Source organism: Gemmatimonadaceae bacterium (assembly GCA_019637355.1).
Lineage (GTDB): Bacteria > Gemmatimonadota > Gemmatimonadetes > Gemmatimonadales > Gemmatimonadaceae > Pseudogemmatithrix.
This window is the reverse complement of sequence record JAHBVT010000001.1, coordinates 1,912,301-1,930,868: the sequence shown is the minus strand read 5'-3', so window position 1 is coordinate 1,930,868 and position 18,568 is coordinate 1,912,301. Positions and strand designations below refer to the sequence as shown.

Annotated in this window: 13 protein-coding genes; 5 read left to right on the top strand and 8 right to left on the bottom strand. The window is 70.9% G+C overall.

The genetic code is table 11. From position 1 onward, the window contains the following. Nucleotides 1-6: 6 nt before the first annotated feature. From KF689_08900 to KF689_08885, 4 genes are read right to left on the bottom strand one after another with little or no spacing between them, the layout of a single operon-like run. A complete protein-coding gene (locus tag KF689_08900; GenBank protein ID MBX3133485.1) occupies nt 7-789 on the bottom strand; it encodes an ABC transporter ATP-binding protein in 783 nt (260 codons plus the stop codon). A gap of 30 nt (nt 790-819) precedes the next feature. Beyond that, nucleotides 820-2,091, bottom strand: coding sequence for an efflux RND transporter periplasmic adaptor subunit (locus KF689_08895; GenBank protein ID MBX3133484.1), 1,272 nt, complete (start codon nt 2,089-2,091; stop codon nt 820-822). Between the two features lie 15 nt (nt 2,092-2,106). Continuing rightward, nucleotides 2,107-3,450, bottom strand: a complete 1,344-nt coding sequence (locus tag KF689_08890) for a TolC family protein (protein MBX3133483.1) — start codon at nt 3,448-3,450, stop codon at nt 2,107-2,109. A 53-nt stretch (nt 3,451-3,503) separates the two neighbouring features. After that, complete coding sequence (locus KF689_08885; GenBank protein ID MBX3133482.1) at nt 3,504-4,199, bottom strand: hypothetical protein; 696 nt, start codon at nt 4,197-4,199, stop codon at nt 3,504-3,506. A 90-nt stretch (nt 4,200-4,289) separates the two neighbouring features. Here KF689_08885 and KF689_08880 point away from each other — a divergent pair, with 90 nt between their 5' ends. Both KF689_08880 and KF689_08875 read left to right on the top strand, forming a co-directional pair. Then, nucleotides 4,290-8,297: a PAS domain-containing protein gene (locus KF689_08880; protein ID MBX3133481.1), complete on the top strand. Its 4,008-nt coding sequence runs from the start codon at nt 4,290-4,292 to the stop codon at nt 8,295-8,297. Between the two features lie 16 nt (nt 8,298-8,313). Continuing rightward, complete coding sequence (locus KF689_08875; GenBank protein ID MBX3133480.1) at nt 8,314-10,098, top strand: protein kinase; 1,785 nt, start codon at nt 8,314-8,316, stop codon at nt 10,096-10,098. On the opposite strand, the gene KF689_08870 is transcribed toward KF689_08875, so the two are convergent. Then, nucleotides 10,095-12,386, bottom strand: a complete 2,292-nt coding sequence (locus tag KF689_08870; protein ID MBX3133479.1) for a response regulator — start codon at nt 12,384-12,386, stop codon at nt 10,095-10,097. The two genes, KF689_08875 and KF689_08870, sit on opposite strands and share 4 nt — an antisense overlap. 100 nt (nt 12,387-12,486) lie before the next feature. Between KF689_08870 and KF689_08865 the strand changes: the two genes are divergently transcribed. Beyond that, nucleotides 12,487-14,622, top strand: coding sequence for a TonB-dependent receptor (locus KF689_08865; protein MBX3133478.1), 2,136 nt, complete (start codon nt 12,487-12,489; stop codon nt 14,620-14,622). Between the two features lie 60 nt (nt 14,623-14,682). Further along, nucleotides 14,683-15,174, top strand: coding sequence for an SET domain-containing protein-lysine N-methyltransferase (locus KF689_08860; GenBank protein MBX3133477.1), 492 nt, complete (start codon nt 14,683-14,685; stop codon nt 15,172-15,174). Here the strand turns inward: KF689_08860 and KF689_08855 are convergent. Genes KF689_08855 through KF689_08845 form a run of 3 tightly spaced genes read right to left on the bottom strand, consistent with a single transcriptional unit; the run spans nt 15,104 to nt 16,958 of the window. Then, entirely contained in the window at nt 15,104-15,739 is a 636-nt protein-coding gene (locus tag KF689_08855) for an alpha/beta hydrolase (protein ID MBX3133476.1), read from the bottom strand. The two genes, KF689_08860 and KF689_08855, sit on opposite strands and share 71 nt — an antisense overlap. Continuing rightward, nucleotides 15,736-16,407: a peptidylprolyl isomerase gene (locus KF689_08850; GenBank protein MBX3133475.1), complete on the bottom strand. Its 672-nt coding sequence runs from the start codon at nt 16,405-16,407 to the stop codon at nt 15,736-15,738. Before KF689_08850 ends, KF689_08855 begins: the two co-directional genes overlap by 4 nt. Nucleotides 16,408-16,412: 5 nt before the next feature. Continuing rightward, entirely contained in the window at nt 16,413-16,958 is a 546-nt protein-coding gene (locus KF689_08845) for a hypothetical protein (GenBank protein ID MBX3133474.1), read from the bottom strand. Nucleotides 16,959-17,046: 88 nt separating this feature from the next. Between KF689_08845 and KF689_08840 the strand changes: the two genes are divergently transcribed. After that, entirely contained in the window at nt 17,047-18,567 is a 1,521-nt protein-coding gene (locus tag KF689_08840; protein ID MBX3133473.1) for a YifB family Mg chelatase-like AAA ATPase, read from the top strand. Nucleotide 18,568: the final 1 nt, after the last annotated feature.

Here is an 18,568-nt window from a genome sequence, read left to right as displayed (position 1 = left end):
TCCGGGTCAGCCGAGCGAGATGCCGAGCTTCTCGGTGAACGCCGCCCGACGTTCGTCGCTGGCGATCTGGCCGTCGCGCAGCACCACGACGCGACGCGCGTGCGCGGCGATGTCGGGCTCGTGCGTCACCATAATCACCGTCTGGCCGGTGTCGGCCAGGTGCTCGAAGACGCGCATAATCTCTTCCGACGTCTGCGAGTCGAGGTTGCCGGTGGGCTCGTCAGCCAGCAGGATCGACGGGCGGTTCACCAGCGCGCGCGCGATGGCCACGCGCTGGCGCTGGCCGCCGGAGAGTTCGTTGGGGCGGTGATGCACGCGCTCGCCGAGCTGCACCTTGGTGAGCGCCTCCATCGCGCGCTCCCGGCGCTCCGAGGCCGAGACACCCGCGTAGACCAGCGGCAGCTCCACGTTGTGCAGCGCCGAGGCGCGGGGCAGCAGGTTGAAGGTCTGGAAGACGAAGCCGATCTCCTTGTTGCGCACGCGGGCGAGCTCGTCGTCCTTCATCGTCGAGACGAGCTGGCCGTTGAGCCAGTACTCGCCGGCGTTCGGCGTGTCGAGGCAGCCGACGATGTTCATCAGCGTCGACTTGCCGGAGCCGGACGGTCCCATAATGGCGACGTACTCGTTGCGCTTCACGGCCAAGTCCACGCCGCGCAGCGCGCGCACGATCTCGCCGCCCATATCGTACTCGCGCTTGAGGCCGCGGGTGACGATCACCCACTCCTTGCCCGGGGCATCGCCTGCGGAGGTGACGACGGCCTGGCGTTCGGCGGTCGTACTGAGTGGGATCTCGTCGTGGTCGGTATTCACCGGGGCTCCTTACGGCGTCTTGGTCGGGGTAGTGGCGGCGGGCTGCTCGCGGATGAGCTGCCCGTCCTTCAACTCGCGGATCGCCTGGTACGTGCCCGCGACGATGCGCGTGCCGGGCTCGAGGCCGGACAGCACCTCGAAGTGCTTCTCGCCGGCGATCCCGACCTTTACGGGCCGGAAGCTGACTTTGTTGTCGGCGTCGATCACGAACACGCCCTCGACGTCGCGCCGACCGATCTGCGGCTGCGTCGACTGGGCCGCGTTGGCCGGACCGTCATTGGACTGCAACTGTTCGTTCTCGCGCACGGTCAGCGCGATGATCGGGATGGACAGCACCTGCGTGCGCGTATCCGTCACGATCTTGGCGGTGGAACTGAAGTCCGGGCGGGTCTCGGGCGGCGCGTTGAGGATGCGCACCGTCACCTCATAGTCGATGGCCTGGTCCGTCGTGCCGGTCGCGGCACGGCGCACCGAGCTGTTGGAGATCTCCACGACGCGGCCGATGAAGGTCGTGTCGGGGAAGGCATCGATTTGGACGACGGCCGAGTCCCCGACGTGAATGCGCGAGACGTCCGTCTCGTCCACCTTCACCTTGGTCTCGAGCATCGACATATCCGAGATCGTCATCAGGATTGCGGCGTCGCGGTTCAGCGTACCCATAATCGCGGTCTCGCCGACCTCGACGTTGAGGCGGGTCACCTTGCCGGTCATCGGGGCGTAGATGTTGGTCCGCGAGAGCTGCCAGCGCGCGTCCGTCAGCGACGCCTCGGCCTGCTTCACGTTCTCCTGCGCCGCGACCACGAGCGCCTGATTCACCTCGTACTGCGTCTCGAGCTGCTCGAGCTCGGCCTCGGACACCAACGCGGCGTTGGTCTTCCGGATCTCGGCCTGGCGCTCGAAGTTGCGCCGCGCCTGCAGCTCATTGGCCCGGGCCTGCGCCAAGCCCGCGCGGGCGTTGGCCAGCGACGCCTCGGCACGCTGCACCTGGGCCTCGAACTGCTGCGGGTCGATCTGCAGCAGGAACTGCCCCTCGCGCACGTTGTCGCCTTCCTTGATGGCGATGCGCGTGATGCGGCCGGTGATGTCGGCGGAGAGATCGGCCTTGCGCGTCGGCAGCACCTGCCCGCTCGCGGTGACCGAGGACACGAGGTCGCGGGCCTCCACGGCCTCGACGCGCACCAGCGTGCCCTTGTTCCGGCCCTTCGCGGCGCCGGACGCCACCACGGCGACGACGGCCACGAGGACGCCTACAGCGATTCCGATCTTGGTCTTCTTGGTCATTGCGTCCTCAGGGGATCAGCGAAGCGAGCGGCCGACGGCGCCTTCCAGCGCCGCGAACGCCCGGTGGAATTCGTACACCGCATCAATGCGGTCCGTCTCCGCGCGCTCGTACTCGGCGCGCGCCGTGGTCAGGTCCACGAAGGTGTTGGCGCCGACGCGGTACCGCTCCTGGGCCAGGTCCAGCGCCTCGCGCGCGGTGGCGGCCGTGCGCTGCTGCAGCTCCACCGCCCGGTGGGCCGCGACCAGCGTCACGTAGGCCGACGTCACGTCGGCCGTCAGCTGCAGCTCCTGGCGGCGCACGTTGTAGGCCGCCTCTTCGCGCGCGGCGCCGGCTTCCTGCAGCCGCGACTCACGCCCGAGGCCATCAAAGATCGGAATCGACAGCCCGACCGACAGATTGTACGGGTTGCGCGTGAAGTCAAACGGATAGCGCGCGTTCTCGGCGCGCTGCTCCGGCGTGGCCGTCGCCGGCAGGTCCACCAACTTCTGTGTGAACGCGCTGACGCTGGCGTTGAAGCCCAGGGTCGGCGTGTAGTCGCCGCGCGCCGACCGCAGCGCGGCGGCCGAGGCCACCTCGCGGGCCTTCACGGCCTGCAGGGACGGATTGCCCTGGCGAGCCGCGTCGAGCAGTTCGTCGGCGGTGAAGGTCGGGGCGCTGACCTGCAGGTCGGCCACGAGCGCGGTGGCCATCGGCATCGCCACGCCGAGCTGCTGGAAGAGCTGCAGCTTGGCGACGTCGGCGGCGTTGCGGGCGCGCAGGGCGGCCACTTCCTGCTGACCGAGGCCCACCTCGGCGCGCTTGACGTCGAGCGAGGTGAGGGCACCGACGCCGGCGCGGGCGTTGGCCAGTTCGAGCTGCAGGCGCTGCTGCAGGACAAGCGTGTCCTGGAGCGCGGCGCGGGCCTGGGTCTGGAGGGCGAGCAGGAACTGCTGCGTCACCTGCGCGCCGAGGTTGAACCGCGCCGCATCGACTTCAGCGTCCGCGGCATCGAGCGAGGCATTGGCCTGCTTGATGCGGTTGAACGTGTTCCAGGAGAGGCGCTGGCTGGCGCTGAGGTTCCAGCTGGACGAGAGGATGTCCGAGGTGGCGCCGAGGTTGATGCCGCCGAAGTTCTGGGGACGGCCCTCGCGGAAACCGAGGCCGAAGGACCCGTCGGCGCTGGGGAGGAACTGGCCGTAGGCGGTGCGGACCTGGGCCTGGGCGCGGCGGCGGCCCAGCACGGACTGCTGGTACACCGGGTTGTTCTTGGCCGCGATCTCGAGGGCCTGATCCAGCGTCAGGGTGGTCGGCGGCGCGGACTGCGCCTGCGCGGGCAGCGAGGCCACGGCCAGGCAGAGGAGGGTCAGAAGCAGACGCATCAACGGATTCCTTGTCAGGATTTGGTGACGTGCACTAGCGGGGTGTACGCCCGCTAGCGACCAGTGGTTTCAGCGGGTGGATCGTCCCTGAGCGCCTCGAGTCCCGAGGCAGGATGCCGGGCGCGCAGGATGCGGCCGGATCGGTCGGCCCAGAATTCCCACGCCACGGCGTCGTCGGACGTGCGGAGCAGGGTCCAGCGGGTTGCCGCGAGGGCCCGGCCGGCCACCTGAACGCTGTCCGGACCGGCCGACGCCAAGCGGACGCTCTCCAGCGAGAGGCCGCTTGGCGAGAACAGCTCGATGGCTCGCCCCTGTCCAAACCGCAGCACGAACCACAGCTGGTGTACCACGCCGGGCTCTGCGAGGAAGGACCCATCGGTCAGCCGAACCTCCCGTGCCGACTCTCGGGTGGCCGTGAGAATACGTCCGGACCACACCATCCGTTGACGGTCGCCGGAGACGTTGCTCACCACCTGGTTCGCCTCGCGGAGCTCGAGCTGGAAGCGCACCGGGCCCCCAAGCGAGTCGGCATTCAGCACCACCGTCCGGCGGCGCTCGCCGGCGAGCACGTTGGCCTGGGCCACGAAGGTGGCGCCGGGCGCCGCGCGCGCCGCGCGGATGCTGAAGTCTTCTCGCCCCGCGCGGACGCCGTTGACGAGATGCGAAAAGGTCCCCTCGTCGAGGACCGTGACTTGGGCACCGAGGGGCAGGGCCAGGAGCGCAAGCGAGAGGGCGAGCAGCAACCGCATCGCGCGCAATCTATAATCAGTACCTGCCCGGGGCCTGCGGAGCGGGTATAATCCCCGCGTGAGCGAGAACGCCTGCCACCGCCGCCCGCGATGACGCCGCGCACTGCCGCCCGGCGCGGCGAAGCGTGGCTGTGGGGTGCAGCCGTCCTGACGGTCGCGGCGGCCGTGTGGCTGCGCAGTCCCTCGATGCCGCTGGCGCTGGCACTTCTCGCCGGCGTACTCGGATTGGCGGTGCCGCTCGCACGGGTCGGCCGGCTCGCGGCGCTGCGCCGCATCGCCTTTGCGGTCTCGGCGGCCGTGCTTGTGGTGGCCGCGATGGGCTTCCACCTGCGGACCACGCGCCTGCGCGCCGAGGGGCCTGCTATCCGAGATGCGCTGGCGCGCGCTGCCGCCATCGGGCTCGCCGATGCGGCACGCGCCGAAGGCGAGGAACTCCGCCGCATCGCCCGCGCGGCGCTCGACGCACCGGCAGGCGAGGCGGCCTTTGCCGCGCTTGGCGGCCTCGTGCCAGCCGATGGGCGGCGTGCGGTGATTCTCGCCCGCAACGGGGCACCCGAGGCGTGGAGCGGGCGTTTGGTCCTCGCCTTGGACTCCCTGCCGACGGCCAGCGGGATGATCGGCACGTCGTTCTACCTCGTGGCCTACGCGGTCGAGCAGCGCGGGAACGCGCTCGCGGTGGCTACGAGCGTTATCCACGCCGAAGCGCCGGCGGATGCCCTGACGAACAGCATCGCGGCGGAGGTGGCGGCAGCGCACGGCGTGCTCGGGTTCGAGTTCGGCCCTCCGGAGGCCGCTGCGGCGGTCGGTGACGCCGCGCTGCTGAGCTTGGGCGGGGTACCGATTCTCGCGACGCGCGCGGTGACGCCGTCCATCGAAGCCCTCCACGACCGCGCGTGGGAGCGCGTGCTGCCGTGGGCCGGACTGGCGCTGGCGGCAATGATGCTGGCGTTGGTGGCGATGGCCTGGCGCCGTGACCTCGGACTGCGGCCGCGATTCCTGGCGTTGGCGGCGAACGCGGCGGTGCCGATCGTGCTTCCGCTGAGCGTGTTCTCGAACCTGAGCCGCTGGTTCGACCCCACCTTCTACCACGTGCGCTCGGGTGGGCCGTTCACGGCCAACGCCGCCTCGCTGGCGGTGACATCGGCGCTGCTGCTCCTCGCGCTCCTGACCCTGCGGCGTGCCCGTCCGCGACTGATGACGCGCGCGCAGGGCGCGGTGGCTGTGGTCGTCATCGCGGGCCTGGGGCCCTTCCTGCTGCGCGAGCTCGCAGGCGGAGTGCAGGTGCCGAGCATTGGCGTGCCGACGGAGCTCTGGCTCTCGTGGCAGGTCACGCTGTTCCTCGCGTCGGTGACGGTGCTGCTGCTTGGCGTCACCGCAGGCCAGAGCGCGCTCGGACGCGACCGCGGCCTTCCCGTCTGGGGAGCGCCGACCCTCGCCGTGGCCGCCGCAGCGCTGGCGCCGGTGCTGCTGGAGGCGCCCGGCCGGTTCCCGGGCGCGTACACGGCGCTGTGGGCCTCGGCGATTGCGGCGTTGGCAATCACGCGACGCGCGCGAGGCATCGTCCTGCCGGTGGCGCTGGTGGCCGCCTGCGGTGCGACGACGCTCACGTGGTTCTCGGCGGTGCGCGAGCGCGTGGATCTCGCGGTCCGCGACGTGCAGGGCCTGCAGCGGTCGGACCCGGCGGCGGCGACGCTGCTCGACCGGTTCACCGAGGCGCTGGACCCGGTGCGGGCGGCGCGGTCGCGCGTGGAACTGCTCTCGCAACTGGCACGGACAGATCTCGCTCGCGCCGAGTATCCGACGGAGATTTCGACCTGGGGGCCGGATGGGCGCCTGCTGGCGGAGCTGACCGTCGGGCGGTCGGCGGGTGTGACGCCGGGGCTGAACCTCGTCGCGGCCGAGGCGCGGATTCGCAACGTGCCGCTGTTCTCGGAGGCGGAGGGCAATCCCGGTGTGCACCTGGTGCTAGCCGTGCCGCACGCGGACGGCAGCGTGACGACGGTGGTGGTGGCGCCGCGCTCGCGGCTCGTGGCGCAGGATCCCTTTGGCGCATTTCTCGGCTTCGCGCCGCCACCGGCGCCGGAACCGCCATACGAGTTGCGAATCGGTGACGCCTCGCGCGAGGGACTGGCGGCGGCAATGGGCGGACGCGGCGTGTGGTCGCGCACCGGCAGCGAACTGCACGGCGATTGGCAGACGCCGAGCCTGGGGGGAATGACGCGCCGGCTCCACGCGGTGGTGGACCTGCGGTCGTTCGATGCACTGATCACACGCGGCGTGCTGCTGGTGTTGGTCGATCTCGCGGTACTCGGCGGCATCTGGGTACTGATCGTCGCCGCAGAGGGGGCGTTGCCGCGCTGGTGGCGCCGCCGGCGGCGCGCCCTGTTCGCGAGCTACCGCGCACGGCTCTCGGCGGCGCTGTTCGTCTGCTTCCTCGTACCGTCGCTTCTGTTTGGCCTGTGGTCCTTCGGCCGTCTGAATGCCGATGACCGCCAGGCGCGCGACCTGCTCGTGCGCGAGACGCTGCGCGCGGTCGGTGCTTCGGCGGAGTCGGTGCGGCTCGCGGAATCGGCGCAGCGCTTCGAGACGCCGCTCTTTCTGTACGCTGGCGGGATGCTGGTGGGGACGAGTGACCCGCTGCTCGACGCCCTTGCCCCGATCGGCCGTCTGCTGCCGCCGACGGTGGTGATGGCGATGGCCGAGGTGGACGAGAACACCGCCGGGAGCGGGGCCACGGTCGGCTCCGCGTCGGTGCGGCTGGGGTACCGCGCCGCGCTCGACACGGCCGGCGTGCAGTACGTGCTGGCGGCGCCGGCGCGGCTGGATGACCGTCTGCTCGATCGGCGCCGAAACGACCTCACGGCCTTCTTGCTCTTCGCGTTGGCGCTGGGCGCGCTCGGCGCGCTCTGGGCCAGCGGGGCGGCGTCGCGGCAGCTCTCGCGGCCGATCCGCGAGTTGCAGGGCGCGGCGTTGGCGCTGGCGCGCGGGGGCGCGGTGCCGCCGTTGCGCGAGGATCCGCCGCTGGAGTTTGCGCCGGTGTTCCGGGCGTTCCGTACGATGACGTCTGACCTTGCCGAGAGCCGCGAGGCGCTGGAGACCGCCGAGCGCCGGCTGGCGGCGACGCTCCGCAGCGTCGCCTCGGGCGTGCTTGCCGTGGACGAGGGCGACCGCCTGACATTCTCCAACCCCACGGCGGAACTGCTGCTCGGCGTACCGCTGCCGGTGGGGTCGCGCTTGCCGGAGGCGGTGCGCAGGCTGCTCGGCGCAGCGTTGGCCGACTTCCGCAGCGAGGCGCGCGAGGATGCGGCGTTCGAGGCGGAGTTCGGCGGGCGACGGCTCAGCGTGCGCCTCACGCGGCTCGCGCCCGGATCGACGCGATTGGTGGTGACGCTTGACGACGTGACCGAGGTGGCGCGGGCGGAACGCGTGCTGGCTTGGGGTGAGATGGCGCGGCAGGTGGCGCACGAAATCAAGAACCCGTTGACGCCGATGCGTCTCGGAATGCAGCACCTGCGCCGGGCCCGTCACGACAGCCGGGTGGACTTTGACCAGGTGCTGGAGCTGAACACGGCGCGAATCCTGGCGGAGATCGACCGCCTTGATGAGATCGCGCGGGCCTTCAGTCGCTACGGGACGGCGCCCGAACGGGAACTGCCGCCTGAATCCGTGGACGTTGCCGCAATCGCCCGCGACGTGCTGGAGCTGGAGCGTATGGGGCAGGCGGAGCTGGAGTGGGTGGGAGAGATTCCCGCCGGCACGCTGTGGGCCGCCGCGCGGGGTCGCGAGCTGCGCGAGGTGTTGCTCAACCTGCTCGAGAACGCGCGGCTCGCCGGTGCGCGCCGGGTGACGTTGCAGGTTGCGGCGGGGGTGGGTGGGGGTGCGCTGCTGCGGGTGCTCGACGACGGCAGCGGCATCCCGCCGCACCTGGTCGCGCGCATCTTCGATCCGCACTTCTCCACCCGCACCAGCGGTAGCGGGCTCGGCTTGGCCATCAGCCGACGCCTGATCGATTCGTGGGGCGGGAGCATCGAGGCCGAGAACCGCCCGGGCGGCGGGGCGCAACTGACGGTGCGATTGGCTCCGGCAGAACCGGGCTGAGTATCTTCCGAGCGCGATGCAGACCGCTGAACAGGCCCTTCCCGCCCGGCACACGACCGGCATTCCGCCGCACCTCGCGGACTGGCAGCTTCCGCCCGACTGGCGTTGGGGCATCGGTGGCGTCTATACGCCGCATCGCTACGCCCACGAGGTCATCGATTCGCTGGGCCGCTCGCTAGCCCTGGTGACGGCACCCGACCCCTCGCATCACGCGTGGCTGTTCAGCGAGGCCAAGCATCTCGCGCAGCGGAACCATCCCAGCATCCCGACGACGTATCACTTCTGGCAGATGCATCCCGGGAGCCGTCGCGGGCCGGGCTACCTGCGCCGCTGGATCACGGGCGAGACGATCCTCGAGCGCCTGCGGCGCACGGCGCATCACGAGACGGTGCCCTTCGCGCTGCGAATGCTGCGGGCGATCGGCTCGACGCTGGCCTACCTGCACGACTCCGGCGGCCAGCACGGCGCGATCGCGCCGGGCTCGGTGTACTTCACCCCTACGGGCCGCGTATGGCTCTTGGGCTGGCAGTGGGCCGTACCCGCCGAGGAGCGGCCGCTGGGCATCGTGCCGGACCCTGCGTGGTGCCCCTACGCCCCGGAATGGAAGGGGCGCTGGACGCCGAGTGCGGCGGCCGACCAGTGGCAGTTGGGCGCGCTGGCGTTCTCGTTGCTGACAGGGGAGATCCCCGTGGCCGGCGCGACGCCGCCGGTGCGCTTCGCGCGGCCGGACACGCCGGCCACGGTGGCGGAACTCGTGGACCGGATGCTGGCGGAGGATCCGGCGGAGCGATTCGGCTCCGTGGCGGGAATGCTGCGGCGTATTGAGCGCATCTCCGGCACGGCGTCGCTGGCGTTCCCAGGCACGGAGCAGGCCAGCGGCGAGCACACGGCCGTGAGCGAGGAGGACCGCCTGCGCTGGGCCACCGGCGACGACTACGAGGTGCTCGCGCCACTGGGGCAGGGCACCTACGGCTCGGTCTGGCGCGTGCGCGACCTCTCGCTGGAGCGCGAGGTGGCGCTCAAGATGCTGCACCCCAGCGTGGCGCGGAACGCCAAGGCCGTCGCGCGCTTCCGCCGCGAGGCGCAGCTCGCGGCGCAACTGCAGCATCCGGCGATCGTGCCGATCTTCGCCTGGGACCAGAAGGGCGACGTGAACTGGTACATAATGGAGCTCGAGGACGAGGGCTCGGTCGCCGACCTGGTGAAGCGCTCGGGGCCGCGCCCGTTCGCGGAGATCGCGCCGCAGGTTGACGCGGTGCTCGACGGGCTCGCGGTGGCCCACGGCGCGGGCATCATCCACCGCGACCTCAAGCCCGAGAACATCCTGATCGACCGCTACCGTCGTTGGCGGATCGCCGACTTCGGCATCGCCAACGCGCTGGGCGGCGAGCTCGCCGGCGCCTCCGGCACGCCGAACTTCGCGGCGCCCGAGCAACTGCTCGGTGAGGAGCAGGGCGTGGCCACGGACCTGTTCGCGGTGGCGGGCATCGTCATCTTCGCGCTCTCGGGCAAGGTGCCCTTCGCCGGCGAGGACGGACGCGCGATCCTCGCGGCGCAGCTGGCCGGACGCGTGGACCTGGACGCCTTTCCGGACGACCTCGCGGAGTGGCTGCAGCGCGCGCTCTCGCCGGATCCCGGCGAGCGCTTCCGGGACGCCGAGGCGATGCGCGCGGCGTGGCGCGACGTGGTGCGCCGCGTGACGCGTGAGGAACGGCGGGCCAACTCGCGCTTCGCGCGCCTGCTGCGCCGACTGGGCGCGGTCTTTCGGGACCGGCCGCGCGGTGCGGCGCCGGCCCGCTAGTCTGTGTCGAGCGCGGTCCGCACCGCGAGCAGCACGTCCCGCGCCGTAAAGGGCTTCTGCAGGAAGGCATAGCGCGCGGCACCGAGGTCGGCGCGCAACGCGTCGTCATCTGTGTAGCCTGACATCATCACGATGCGCACCTCGGGACGGACGGCCCCGAGGCGCTGCACGAGTTCCTTGCCGCCGACGCCAGGCATCATCACGTCTGAGAGCAACAGGTGAATCGGGCGGGACTCCGCGTCAGCGAGGCGCAGGGCCTCGCCGCCGTTGGAGGCTTCGAGCACGTCGTAGCCGGCCGCGCGGAGGATGCGCGAGATGGCGGTGCGAATGGCGGGTTCATCCTCGGCCAGCAGGATGCGCTCGCTGCCGCCGGGCACATCGAATCCCCGCACGGGGCTCTTGCGGCGTTCGCGTGCATCCGTCCCCTGCGTCCGTGGCAGCAACACGTCGAAGCGGCTGCCCGAGCCCATCTTGCTGCTGACGCTGATCTTACCGCCCGCCTCAGTGATGATCGCGTAGGTCGTCGCGAGGCCGAGTCCGGTGCCGCGACCGGCGGGCTTGGTCGTGAAGAAGGGTTCGAAGAGCCGTTCGATCACCTCGGGCGTCATTCCCGTGCCGGAATCTTCCACCGCGAGCAGGGCGGTGCGCACGCCGTCGTCGGCCGGCGTGCCGGCTGCGGTGCGGATGCGCAGGGCACCGCCGACGGGCATCGCGTCGACGGCGTTGATGGCGAGGTTCATCAGCACCTGCTCGAGCTGCCCGGCGTCCATCCGCACCACGAGGTCTTCGTCGGCGAGGTCGAGGGTGAGTTCGACTGACGGCGGCACCAGCCGCCGCAAGATGAGTTGCATCCCGAGGATGACCTCGCGCAGGTCCACGTCGCGGGGGATGATGACGTCGCGGCGGCTGAAGGCCAGCAGTTGACGCGCGAGGCCCGCGGCCCGGTCGGCGGCGGCGCGGATGGCGTCCACTTCCTCGCGGCCCTTGCCATCCTCTTCCAGCTCGAAGGCCAGCACTTCGGCGTAGCTCTGGATCACCGTGAGCACATTGTTGAAGTCGTGCGCGATGCCGCCGGCCAAGCGTCCGACGGCCTCCAGCTTTTGCGCCTGCCGCAACTGCTGTTCGAGGCGATGTTGCTCGGTCACGTCCATCACGATGCAGCCGACGCCCACCGCCGGCAGTCCGGGTGCGCGGATGGGGTAGTAGGTGCAGAGCCAGCGCCGCGGCACATCGGGGTGCGCGGCGGTGGTGCCCTCGACCACCACGTCCGTCTCGGCGATGCCGCTGTTCGTCACGCGCTCGAGGTGGGGCCTGATGGTCGGGGCCAGCGCCGGGATGATCTGTTCGATGCTCTTGCCGATGTGCTCCGCGGCGGGGTAGCCGTTAATCGCGGCCAGGGCGCCGTTGATGCGCTGGAAGCGCAGTTGCCGGTCGTAGAACGCGATGCCATAGGGCGAACTCTCGATGGCGGAATCGAGGAAACGCGACGTTTCGTCCAGGAGCGCCAGCGTCGCCTCCTGCTCGGCGACCTTCTCTTCCAGCGCCGCGGCTTGCTCCTCAAGCTGTCCGGCCTGCTCCTCGAGCACGGCAGTCTGTTGCTCGAGTTCGGCGGCTTGTTCTTCGATGGTCTGCTGGTGCTCGGCGGCAAGGCGGGCTTTCTCGGCGAGGCCGGCAGTCAACCGTCGCCCGGCGACGAATGCGACGGCGAGCGCGAGCAGGCAGATCACGAACGCGGTCCACAGCATCTCGCCCTGGCGCCGGAAGCGCTCGACGCGCAGGTCGGCCTCAACCTCGATTAGGTTCTCGAAGGGGTGCGCGAGTTGGTCGAAGGCCAGCGTGCCTTCGAGCGCGAGGGTCCGGCTCAGGATCCCGCCTTCGCGCACGGGCACGACGAAACTCCGGTTCCAGCGGTCGAGCCCGATGAGGATGCTGTCCACGCGGGCGAGCTGGTCGGGCTGGTCGGCCACGGAGTCCCGCAGGGCACGCAGCATCGACTGCGCAATGTCCACTCGCGCCACACGACGCAGGGCCTCGGCGGAGTCCACCTCGGGACGCAACAGCAGCGCGCGCACGGCGGCCTCGGCTACCCAGATCTCGCGCTGCGCCGTCGTTGCGAGCCGCAGCACATTGCCCGAGTGCGTGACCCAGCGCGTCGTGCTGCGCTCGAGGACGAACGCGGCGATGACGAGAACCGCGATGACCGCCACGGCGCCCGACAGCACCCGGCGCCAGCGCTCAAGTGCTTGAACGATCGGGTTCTGCGGCACGTCGTTGCCGAGAGCGGCCATGCGGGACACGGGGCGGGGGTCTTGGACATTGTGCCGCCGGGACCACGTTCCGTCAACACTTGTGCCAGCGGTCCGGACGGTCCGTTCGTTACCCTTCGGTATGCCCCAGATGAAAGCCTGCTGCGTTGCCCTCCTGCTTGCTCCCGCCGTCGCCTCCGGGCAGGGGGCACCGCCGGCCGATTCCCTCGCCGACTCCACCCGCGTCCAGCGGCTGGCCACCGTGCGCGTGGACGTGACTCGTGGTGACGCGACGCTCGATCGGGTCCCGTGGGCCGTGGGGATGCAGAGCACGGAGCAGGTCCGCCGCGGCCAGGCGACGGTGGGCATCGACGAGGCGCTGGCGAACATCCCCGGCGTCGTCGTCGCCAACCGCTATAACTTCGCGTTGGACCAGCGCGTCTCGATTCGCGGGGCCGGCAGCCGCGCCAACTTCGGCCTGCGCGGCGTGAAGGTGCTGCTCGACGGCATTCCGCAGTCCCTCCCCGACGGCCAGAGCCAGCTCACGAACGTGGACCTCGGCGCCGTCGCCAAGGTCGAGGTACTGCGTGGCTCGGCATCGTCGCTCTATGGAAACGGCTCCGGTGGCGTGATCGCGTTTACCACCGACTTGAGCGCGCCAACGCCGCTGGGCCTCACGCTGCGGCAGACCAGCGGCAGCTTCGGCTTGCAGAAGACGCAGGCGCGGGTGGCCGGGCGGGCGGGCAACTCCGTCGGGATGGTGAGCGCATCGCGGACGACGCTGGACGGCTTCAGGCAATACAGCTCGGCCGACACGCGCCAACTGCTCTCGGCACTGGATCACGCCCTCTCGCCCTCGATGACGCTGCAACTGCGCGCTGGCGCAGCGGAGACGCCGCACGCGCTGAATCCCGGTGCGCTGACGGCGGCGGAGTACGCGCTGAATCCCGATACCGCGGCGCTGGCCAACCGGAACCGCGGGGCCAGTCGCGAGGTCTCGCAGCGCTACCTGTCGATGCGGTTGCGCGGGGCAGGCGAGCGCCGCGAGTGGAGCGCGGCGCTGTTCGGGCAGCGGCGCTTCGTGGACAATGCGCTGGCAGTGCCGCCGCCGGGTGCGCCGACCGCGGCCACGTCGCCGCGCGGGACCTTCTCGACGCTCGACCGCCGCGTCACCGGCGCGCGGCTGGATGCCAGCCAGCGTCTTGGCGAGACGGCGCGGTTGGCCGTTGGGCTGGATCTGCAGCGCAGTTTCGACGTGCGTCGCAACCAAGCGGCCACCGGCGGGCGCCCGACTGCGCCCGAGGACACGCTGCTGCTCAACCAGAACGAAATCGTGACCAGTCTCGGCCCCTTTGCGCAGTTGCAGTGGGACCCGCACCCGCGCGTCACGGCGAGCGTGGGCACGCGCTGGGATCGTTTGAACTTTTCGGTGAAGGACAACTTCCTCAGCGACGGCAACGACAACACCGGCAGCCGCTTGATGACCGCCACCACCGGCCACATCGGCGTGGTGTGGCGCGCGTCCGATGCGTTTGCGCCCTACGCGAACGTGTCCACGGCCTTCGAGACGCCGACGACCACCGAGTTGCAGGTGCGTCCGGACGGGCAGGGCGGCTTCAACCCCGAGCTGGGACCGCAGCGGCTGCGCACGATGGAGTTCGGCGCGCGCGGGCACCTCGGGCGTCGCATCGGCTATGAGGCCTCGCTGTTCCAAGTGGATGCCGAGGACGCCATCGTGCAGTACCTCGAGACGACTGGCCGCGCCTTCTTCCGCAATGCCGGGCGTACGCGCAGCCGCGGCGCCGAACTGGGCGTGACGGCGCGCGCCGCGCAGTGGCTCGAGTTGCAGGGAGCGTTCACGGCGGCCGACTACCGCTTCGTGAACTACATCCTCCCGTTGACGCCAACCACCACCGACACGCTGGACGGCAACCGGTTGGCCGGCGTGCCCGACCGCTTCATCCGGCTCGGCGCGCGGATGCAGTTTGGCGCGTGGGCGCTGGATGCGGACCACACGGTGCAGTCGCGGATGTTCGCTGATGACCGCAACACGCTGCGTGTACGTGGCTGGGGCGACGGTCAGCTGAACCTGCGCGCGTCCACGCAGACGCGTTGGCTCGGCTGGCGGGCCGAGCCCTTCGTGAGCGTGCAGAACGCCCTCGGCGCGTCCTACGTCGGCGCGGTGACGCTCAACGGCTCCTTCGGCCGTGTGCTCGAGCCGGCACCGGGACGCAACTGGTACGTGGGCCTCGAGCTTTCGGGTGCCCTGATCCGCTGAATCCGCGGCGGCAGCCGTTTAGATTCCTAGGCTATGTCCAACCAGAATCTTGCATTCGAGATCCGCGATTCCGTGATCGCCGGTCGGGGCGCCTTTGCCCTGCGTTCCATCGCCAAGGGTGAGCGTCTCATCGAATACGTCGGGGAGCGCATCACGCACGAGGAGGCCGACCGTCGCTATGACGACGAGTCGATGGACGAGCACCACACGTTCCTCTTCACGATCTCGTCGCGCACGGTGATCGACGCCACCTACGACGGCAACGAGTCGCGGTACATCAATCACTCCTGCGACCCCAACTGCGAGGCCGAGATCGTGCGCGGCCGCGTGTGGATCTCGGCCATCCGCGACATCGCAGCCGGCGAGGAACTGCACTACGACTATGGCTACGAGCGCAGCGGCGACGAAACCGACGAGGACGAACAGCGCTACAAGTGCCTCTGCGGCACCGACAAGTGCCGCGGCTCGATTATGGAGCCAGTCAGCGCGTTCGAGGCGCGTCAGCGGGAGCAAGCAGCCAAGCGCGGGACGCGTCAACGTCAGCGCGCGTGAGCTGGTGGCCGACGGGGCTCCAGTGGAGCGTCACGTCGGCGCCGGCAGACTGCAGCAACTCGGCCAGCCGCTGGCTGTTGCTCGGCGGGATGATCGGATCCTGCTCGCCGGCGGCGATGAATACGCGCGTGCCGCTGAGGTCTGGCAGCGGCTCGGGCTCCAGCGGCACCATCGCGCGGAGCAGCACCGCCTGACGCACGAGGCCAGGCCGGAGCAGCAGCAACGCGGCCGCGATGTTGGCCCCATTGGAGAAGCCCACCGCCGTGACGCCGTCGGTCGGGAATCCGTACTCGGCGCTGGCCGCCTGCACGAAATCACCGAGGCCCTGCGTGCGCGCCTTGAGGTCGTCCATATCGAAGACGCCCTCGGCGAGCCGACGGAAGAAGCGCGGCATCCCGTGCTCCAGCACTTGCCCGCGGGGGGAGAGCAGGTTGGCCTCGCGGTCGATCAGGTCGCCGAGCGGGACGAGGTCGTTCTCGTCGCCGCCGGTGCCGTGGAGCAGCAACAGCGTGTGCGGGCTGCCGGGACGCGGGTCCCAGCGATGCGTGAAGCCGAGGTCGGTCATCGGTCGGATTGAGAGGCGGCAGCAGCGGGCGGGAACCAGGCCCGCACGACACGTGCCGTCTCAATCCGATCGAGCCGCGGAAAGTTCGCGGCGAGATAGCGCTCGCCCCCGCGCGCGATGCTGTCCTGCTGCGGCCCCTGCGGGCCGTCACCGTAGCCCGTGTAGAAGGCGTCCACGGCCTCGATGCCGCGTACGACTTCGCCGATTGGGGCGAAGCCCATCGCGTCGAGGCGCGCGTTGTCGCGCAGGTTGATGAAGAGCTGTGTGGTGCGCGTGTTGGGGCCGCCCGCGGCGTACACCAGCGTGCCGCGCCGGTTGCTCTGCAGCACGGAGTCGTCCGGGATGCGCTTGCCGCGCCACTCGGCGTTGGTGGCCGAGTCGGCCGCGAGGCCGAACTGCGTCACGAAGCCGCGCAGCGTGCGGAAGAAGCGCGCGCGGTCGTAGAAACCGACGGAGACGAGTTCATAGAAGCGGTCGGCGCCGTGGGGTGCCCAGGCGCGACGGATCATCGCATCGACCTCTCCCTGCGACGTGGCGAGGCGCACGACGAAGGAATCGGGAACCACGCCGGCGGTGAACGGCGGGACGGCGTCGGGCGCCGGGGCGGTGGCGCGCGTGCCCGCGGAACACGCAACGAGCAGCAGCGAGAGGGTCGGGGCGAAGCGCACGGGCGTCAGAGGATGTTGTCGTCGCGGCGCATCACCAGCGTTCGATCACGCTGGCGAGTGCCGTTGCGGTACTGAAAGGGCAGGGAAATCTCGCGCGGGCCGACGACCCTGCCCGCAAGCATTCGCAGCCCGCGCGTCTCTTCGCTGGGGTCTGGATTGAAGAGAATCTCGCTGTCGATCACGGCGTAGGTGCCGGTGACGGTCATCGTCTGCAACGGAATGCGGCGGCTGCGGCCGCGCGGATCGGCGGAGTACAGCGTGCGGCGATACCGTACGGACGCGCGAAAGCGCCGGTCGTCGCGCAGTGAGAGCACCAGCCGGTCGAACTCGATGATGTAGGTGGTGCCCTCATCATCCACGACCTCGTCGGTCTGGGGCAGCGGCTCGCGGTCGATGCGCTCGGCCACGAAGGTGCCAGCGGCCAGCGCCGCCTGTCGCGCCGCCGCCCGTTCGCGCTCCTCGGGGGGAGGTCGCCGCACCTGCGCGAAGAGCGGCGGCGTAGCGGCGAGGATGAGGATCAGGGCGAGGGGGACGGAGAGCGGCCGGGGCATCGTCCAGAAGCTAAGCACGGAAATCGCAGGATGCACGGGGAAATCGCAGGATGGCGAGCGCCGCCGCCTCTGCGCGCATCCTCGGCCAATGCTCGCAGCCATCCGCTCTGCCGCCGTGCTCGGCGTCGATGCCTATCCCGTCACGGTCGAGGTCGACGCCGCGTCCGGCCTGCCCGGGTGGACGATGGTCGGGCTGCCCAGCGGCAGCGTGAAGGAAGCGCGCGAACGCGTCGGTGCGGCGCTGGCCAACGCGGGGCTGCAACTGCCGCCGCGGCGCTGGACCGTGAACCTCTCGCCGGCCGATGTGCGCAAGGACGGTACGGCCTTCGACCTGCCAGTGGCGTTGGGCGCGCTCGTCGCGAGCGGTCAGCTCGAGGCCTCTGCCGTGGACGGGCTGCTCTGCGTCGGCGAACTCGGGCTGGACGGCAGCATCCGTGCCATCCGCGGCGCCTTGCCGCTGGCGCAGGCGGCGCGAGACTCCGGCGCGCGGGCCTTGGTGTTGCCCGCTGCCAACGCGGCCGAGGCGGCCTTGCTGCGAGGCGTGCGCCTCGCGCCCTGCGATTCGCTGGCGACGCTGGTGGCGCAGTTGCGACGCGGCACGCTGCCCCAGGCCGCGCTGCCGCTGGAGGCGGCGCCGCACGCGCCGGAGACCTGCTTCAGCGAGGTGGTCGGGCAGCCCGTGGCCAAGCGGGCGCTGGAGATCGCCGCCGCGGGCGGGCACAACCTGCTGCTGATTGGTCCGCCCGGCGCCGGCAAGACGATGCTCGCGCGCCGCCTCCCGAGCATCCTGCCGCCGCTGGACGACGACGCGTTGCTCGAGGTGGTGGCTGTGCACAGTGTCGGCGGCATCCTGCCGACCGACCGGCCGCCCACGCGCGTGCCGCCGTTCCGCGCGCCGCACCACACCATTTCGCTGCCGGGTCTCATCGGCGGCGGGCCCGGGCCTCGTCCGGGCGAAGTCTCCCTCGCGCACCGCGGCGTGCTCTTCCTCGACGAACTGCTCGAACTCCCGCGCTACGTGCTCGACGCGATGCGCCAGCCGATCGAAGATGCCCGCGTGACCATCGTGCGCGCGGCACAGGGCGTCTCGTTCCCCGCGCGCTTCCTGCTCGTCGGTGCGGCCAATCCCTGTCCCTGCGGGCACGACGGCGAACCGACGGCCCGCTGCCGCTGCGCCGCGGCGGAGATCCAACGCTACCGCGCGCGGCTCTCCGGCCCGCTGGCGGACCGAATCGACCTGCACGTGCGCATCGGCGCGGTGGCCCTGGCCTCGCTGGGCGCGATGGCGGCCGAGGAGACCAGTGCGCGGATTCGGCAGCGGGTGCTGGTGGCGCGCGCGCGTCAGGCGGAGCGCTACGCCGCGCTGCCCGGCGTACGGATGAACGGCGAGGCGCCGGGGCGATGGCTGCAACAGCACGGGCGTCTCGTGGGCGAGGCACGCTCGCTGCTGGCCGAGGCGGCGGAGCGGTTGCGGCTCTCGGCGCGGTCCTTCCACCGCGCGCTGCGGGTGGCACGCACCGTGGCCGACCTCGATGGCGACGCCGACATCACGACCAGCGCGGTGGCCGAGGCGCTGTTGTTCCGGGGTGACTCCCAACAAGGTGGGTGAG

Excerpts from the sequence above, each read along its gene's own strand:
- KF689_08865 (MBX3133478.1), top strand. The coding sequence starts at position 12,487 with ATGCCCCAGATGAAAGCCTGCTGCGTTGCCCTCCTGCTTGCTCCCGCC.
- KF689_08885 (MBX3133482.1), bottom strand. The coding sequence starts at position 4,199 with ATGCGGTTGCTGCTCGCCCTCTCGCTTGCGCTCCTGGCCCTGCCCCTC.
- KF689_08880 (MBX3133481.1), top strand. The coding sequence starts at position 4,290 with ATGACGCCGCGCACTGCCGCCCGGCGCGGCGAAGCGTGGCTGTGGGGT.
- KF689_08855 (MBX3133476.1), bottom strand. The coding sequence starts at position 15,739 with ATGACCGACCTCGGCTTCACGCATCGCTGGGACCCGCGTCCCGGCAGC.
- KF689_08840 (MBX3133473.1), top strand. The coding sequence starts at position 17,047 with ATGCTCGCAGCCATCCGCTCTGCCGCCGTGCTCGGCGTCGATGCCTAT.
- KF689_08875 (MBX3133480.1), top strand. The coding sequence starts at position 8,314 with ATGCAGACCGCTGAACAGGCCCTTCCCGCCCGGCACACGACCGGCATT.
- KF689_08895 (MBX3133484.1), bottom strand. The coding sequence starts at position 2,091 with ATGACCAAGAAGACCAAGATCGGAATCGCTGTAGGCGTCCTCGTGGCC.
- KF689_08845 (MBX3133474.1), bottom strand. The coding sequence starts at position 16,958 with ATGCCCCGGCCGCTCTCCGTCCCCCTCGCCCTGATCCTCATCCTCGCC.
- KF689_08890 (MBX3133483.1), bottom strand. The coding sequence starts at position 3,450 with ATGCGTCTGCTTCTGACCCTCCTCTGCCTGGCCGTGGCCTCGCTGCCC.
- KF689_08870 (MBX3133479.1), bottom strand. The coding sequence starts at position 12,386 with ATGGCCGCTCTCGGCAACGACGTGCCGCAGAACCCGATCGTTCAAGCA.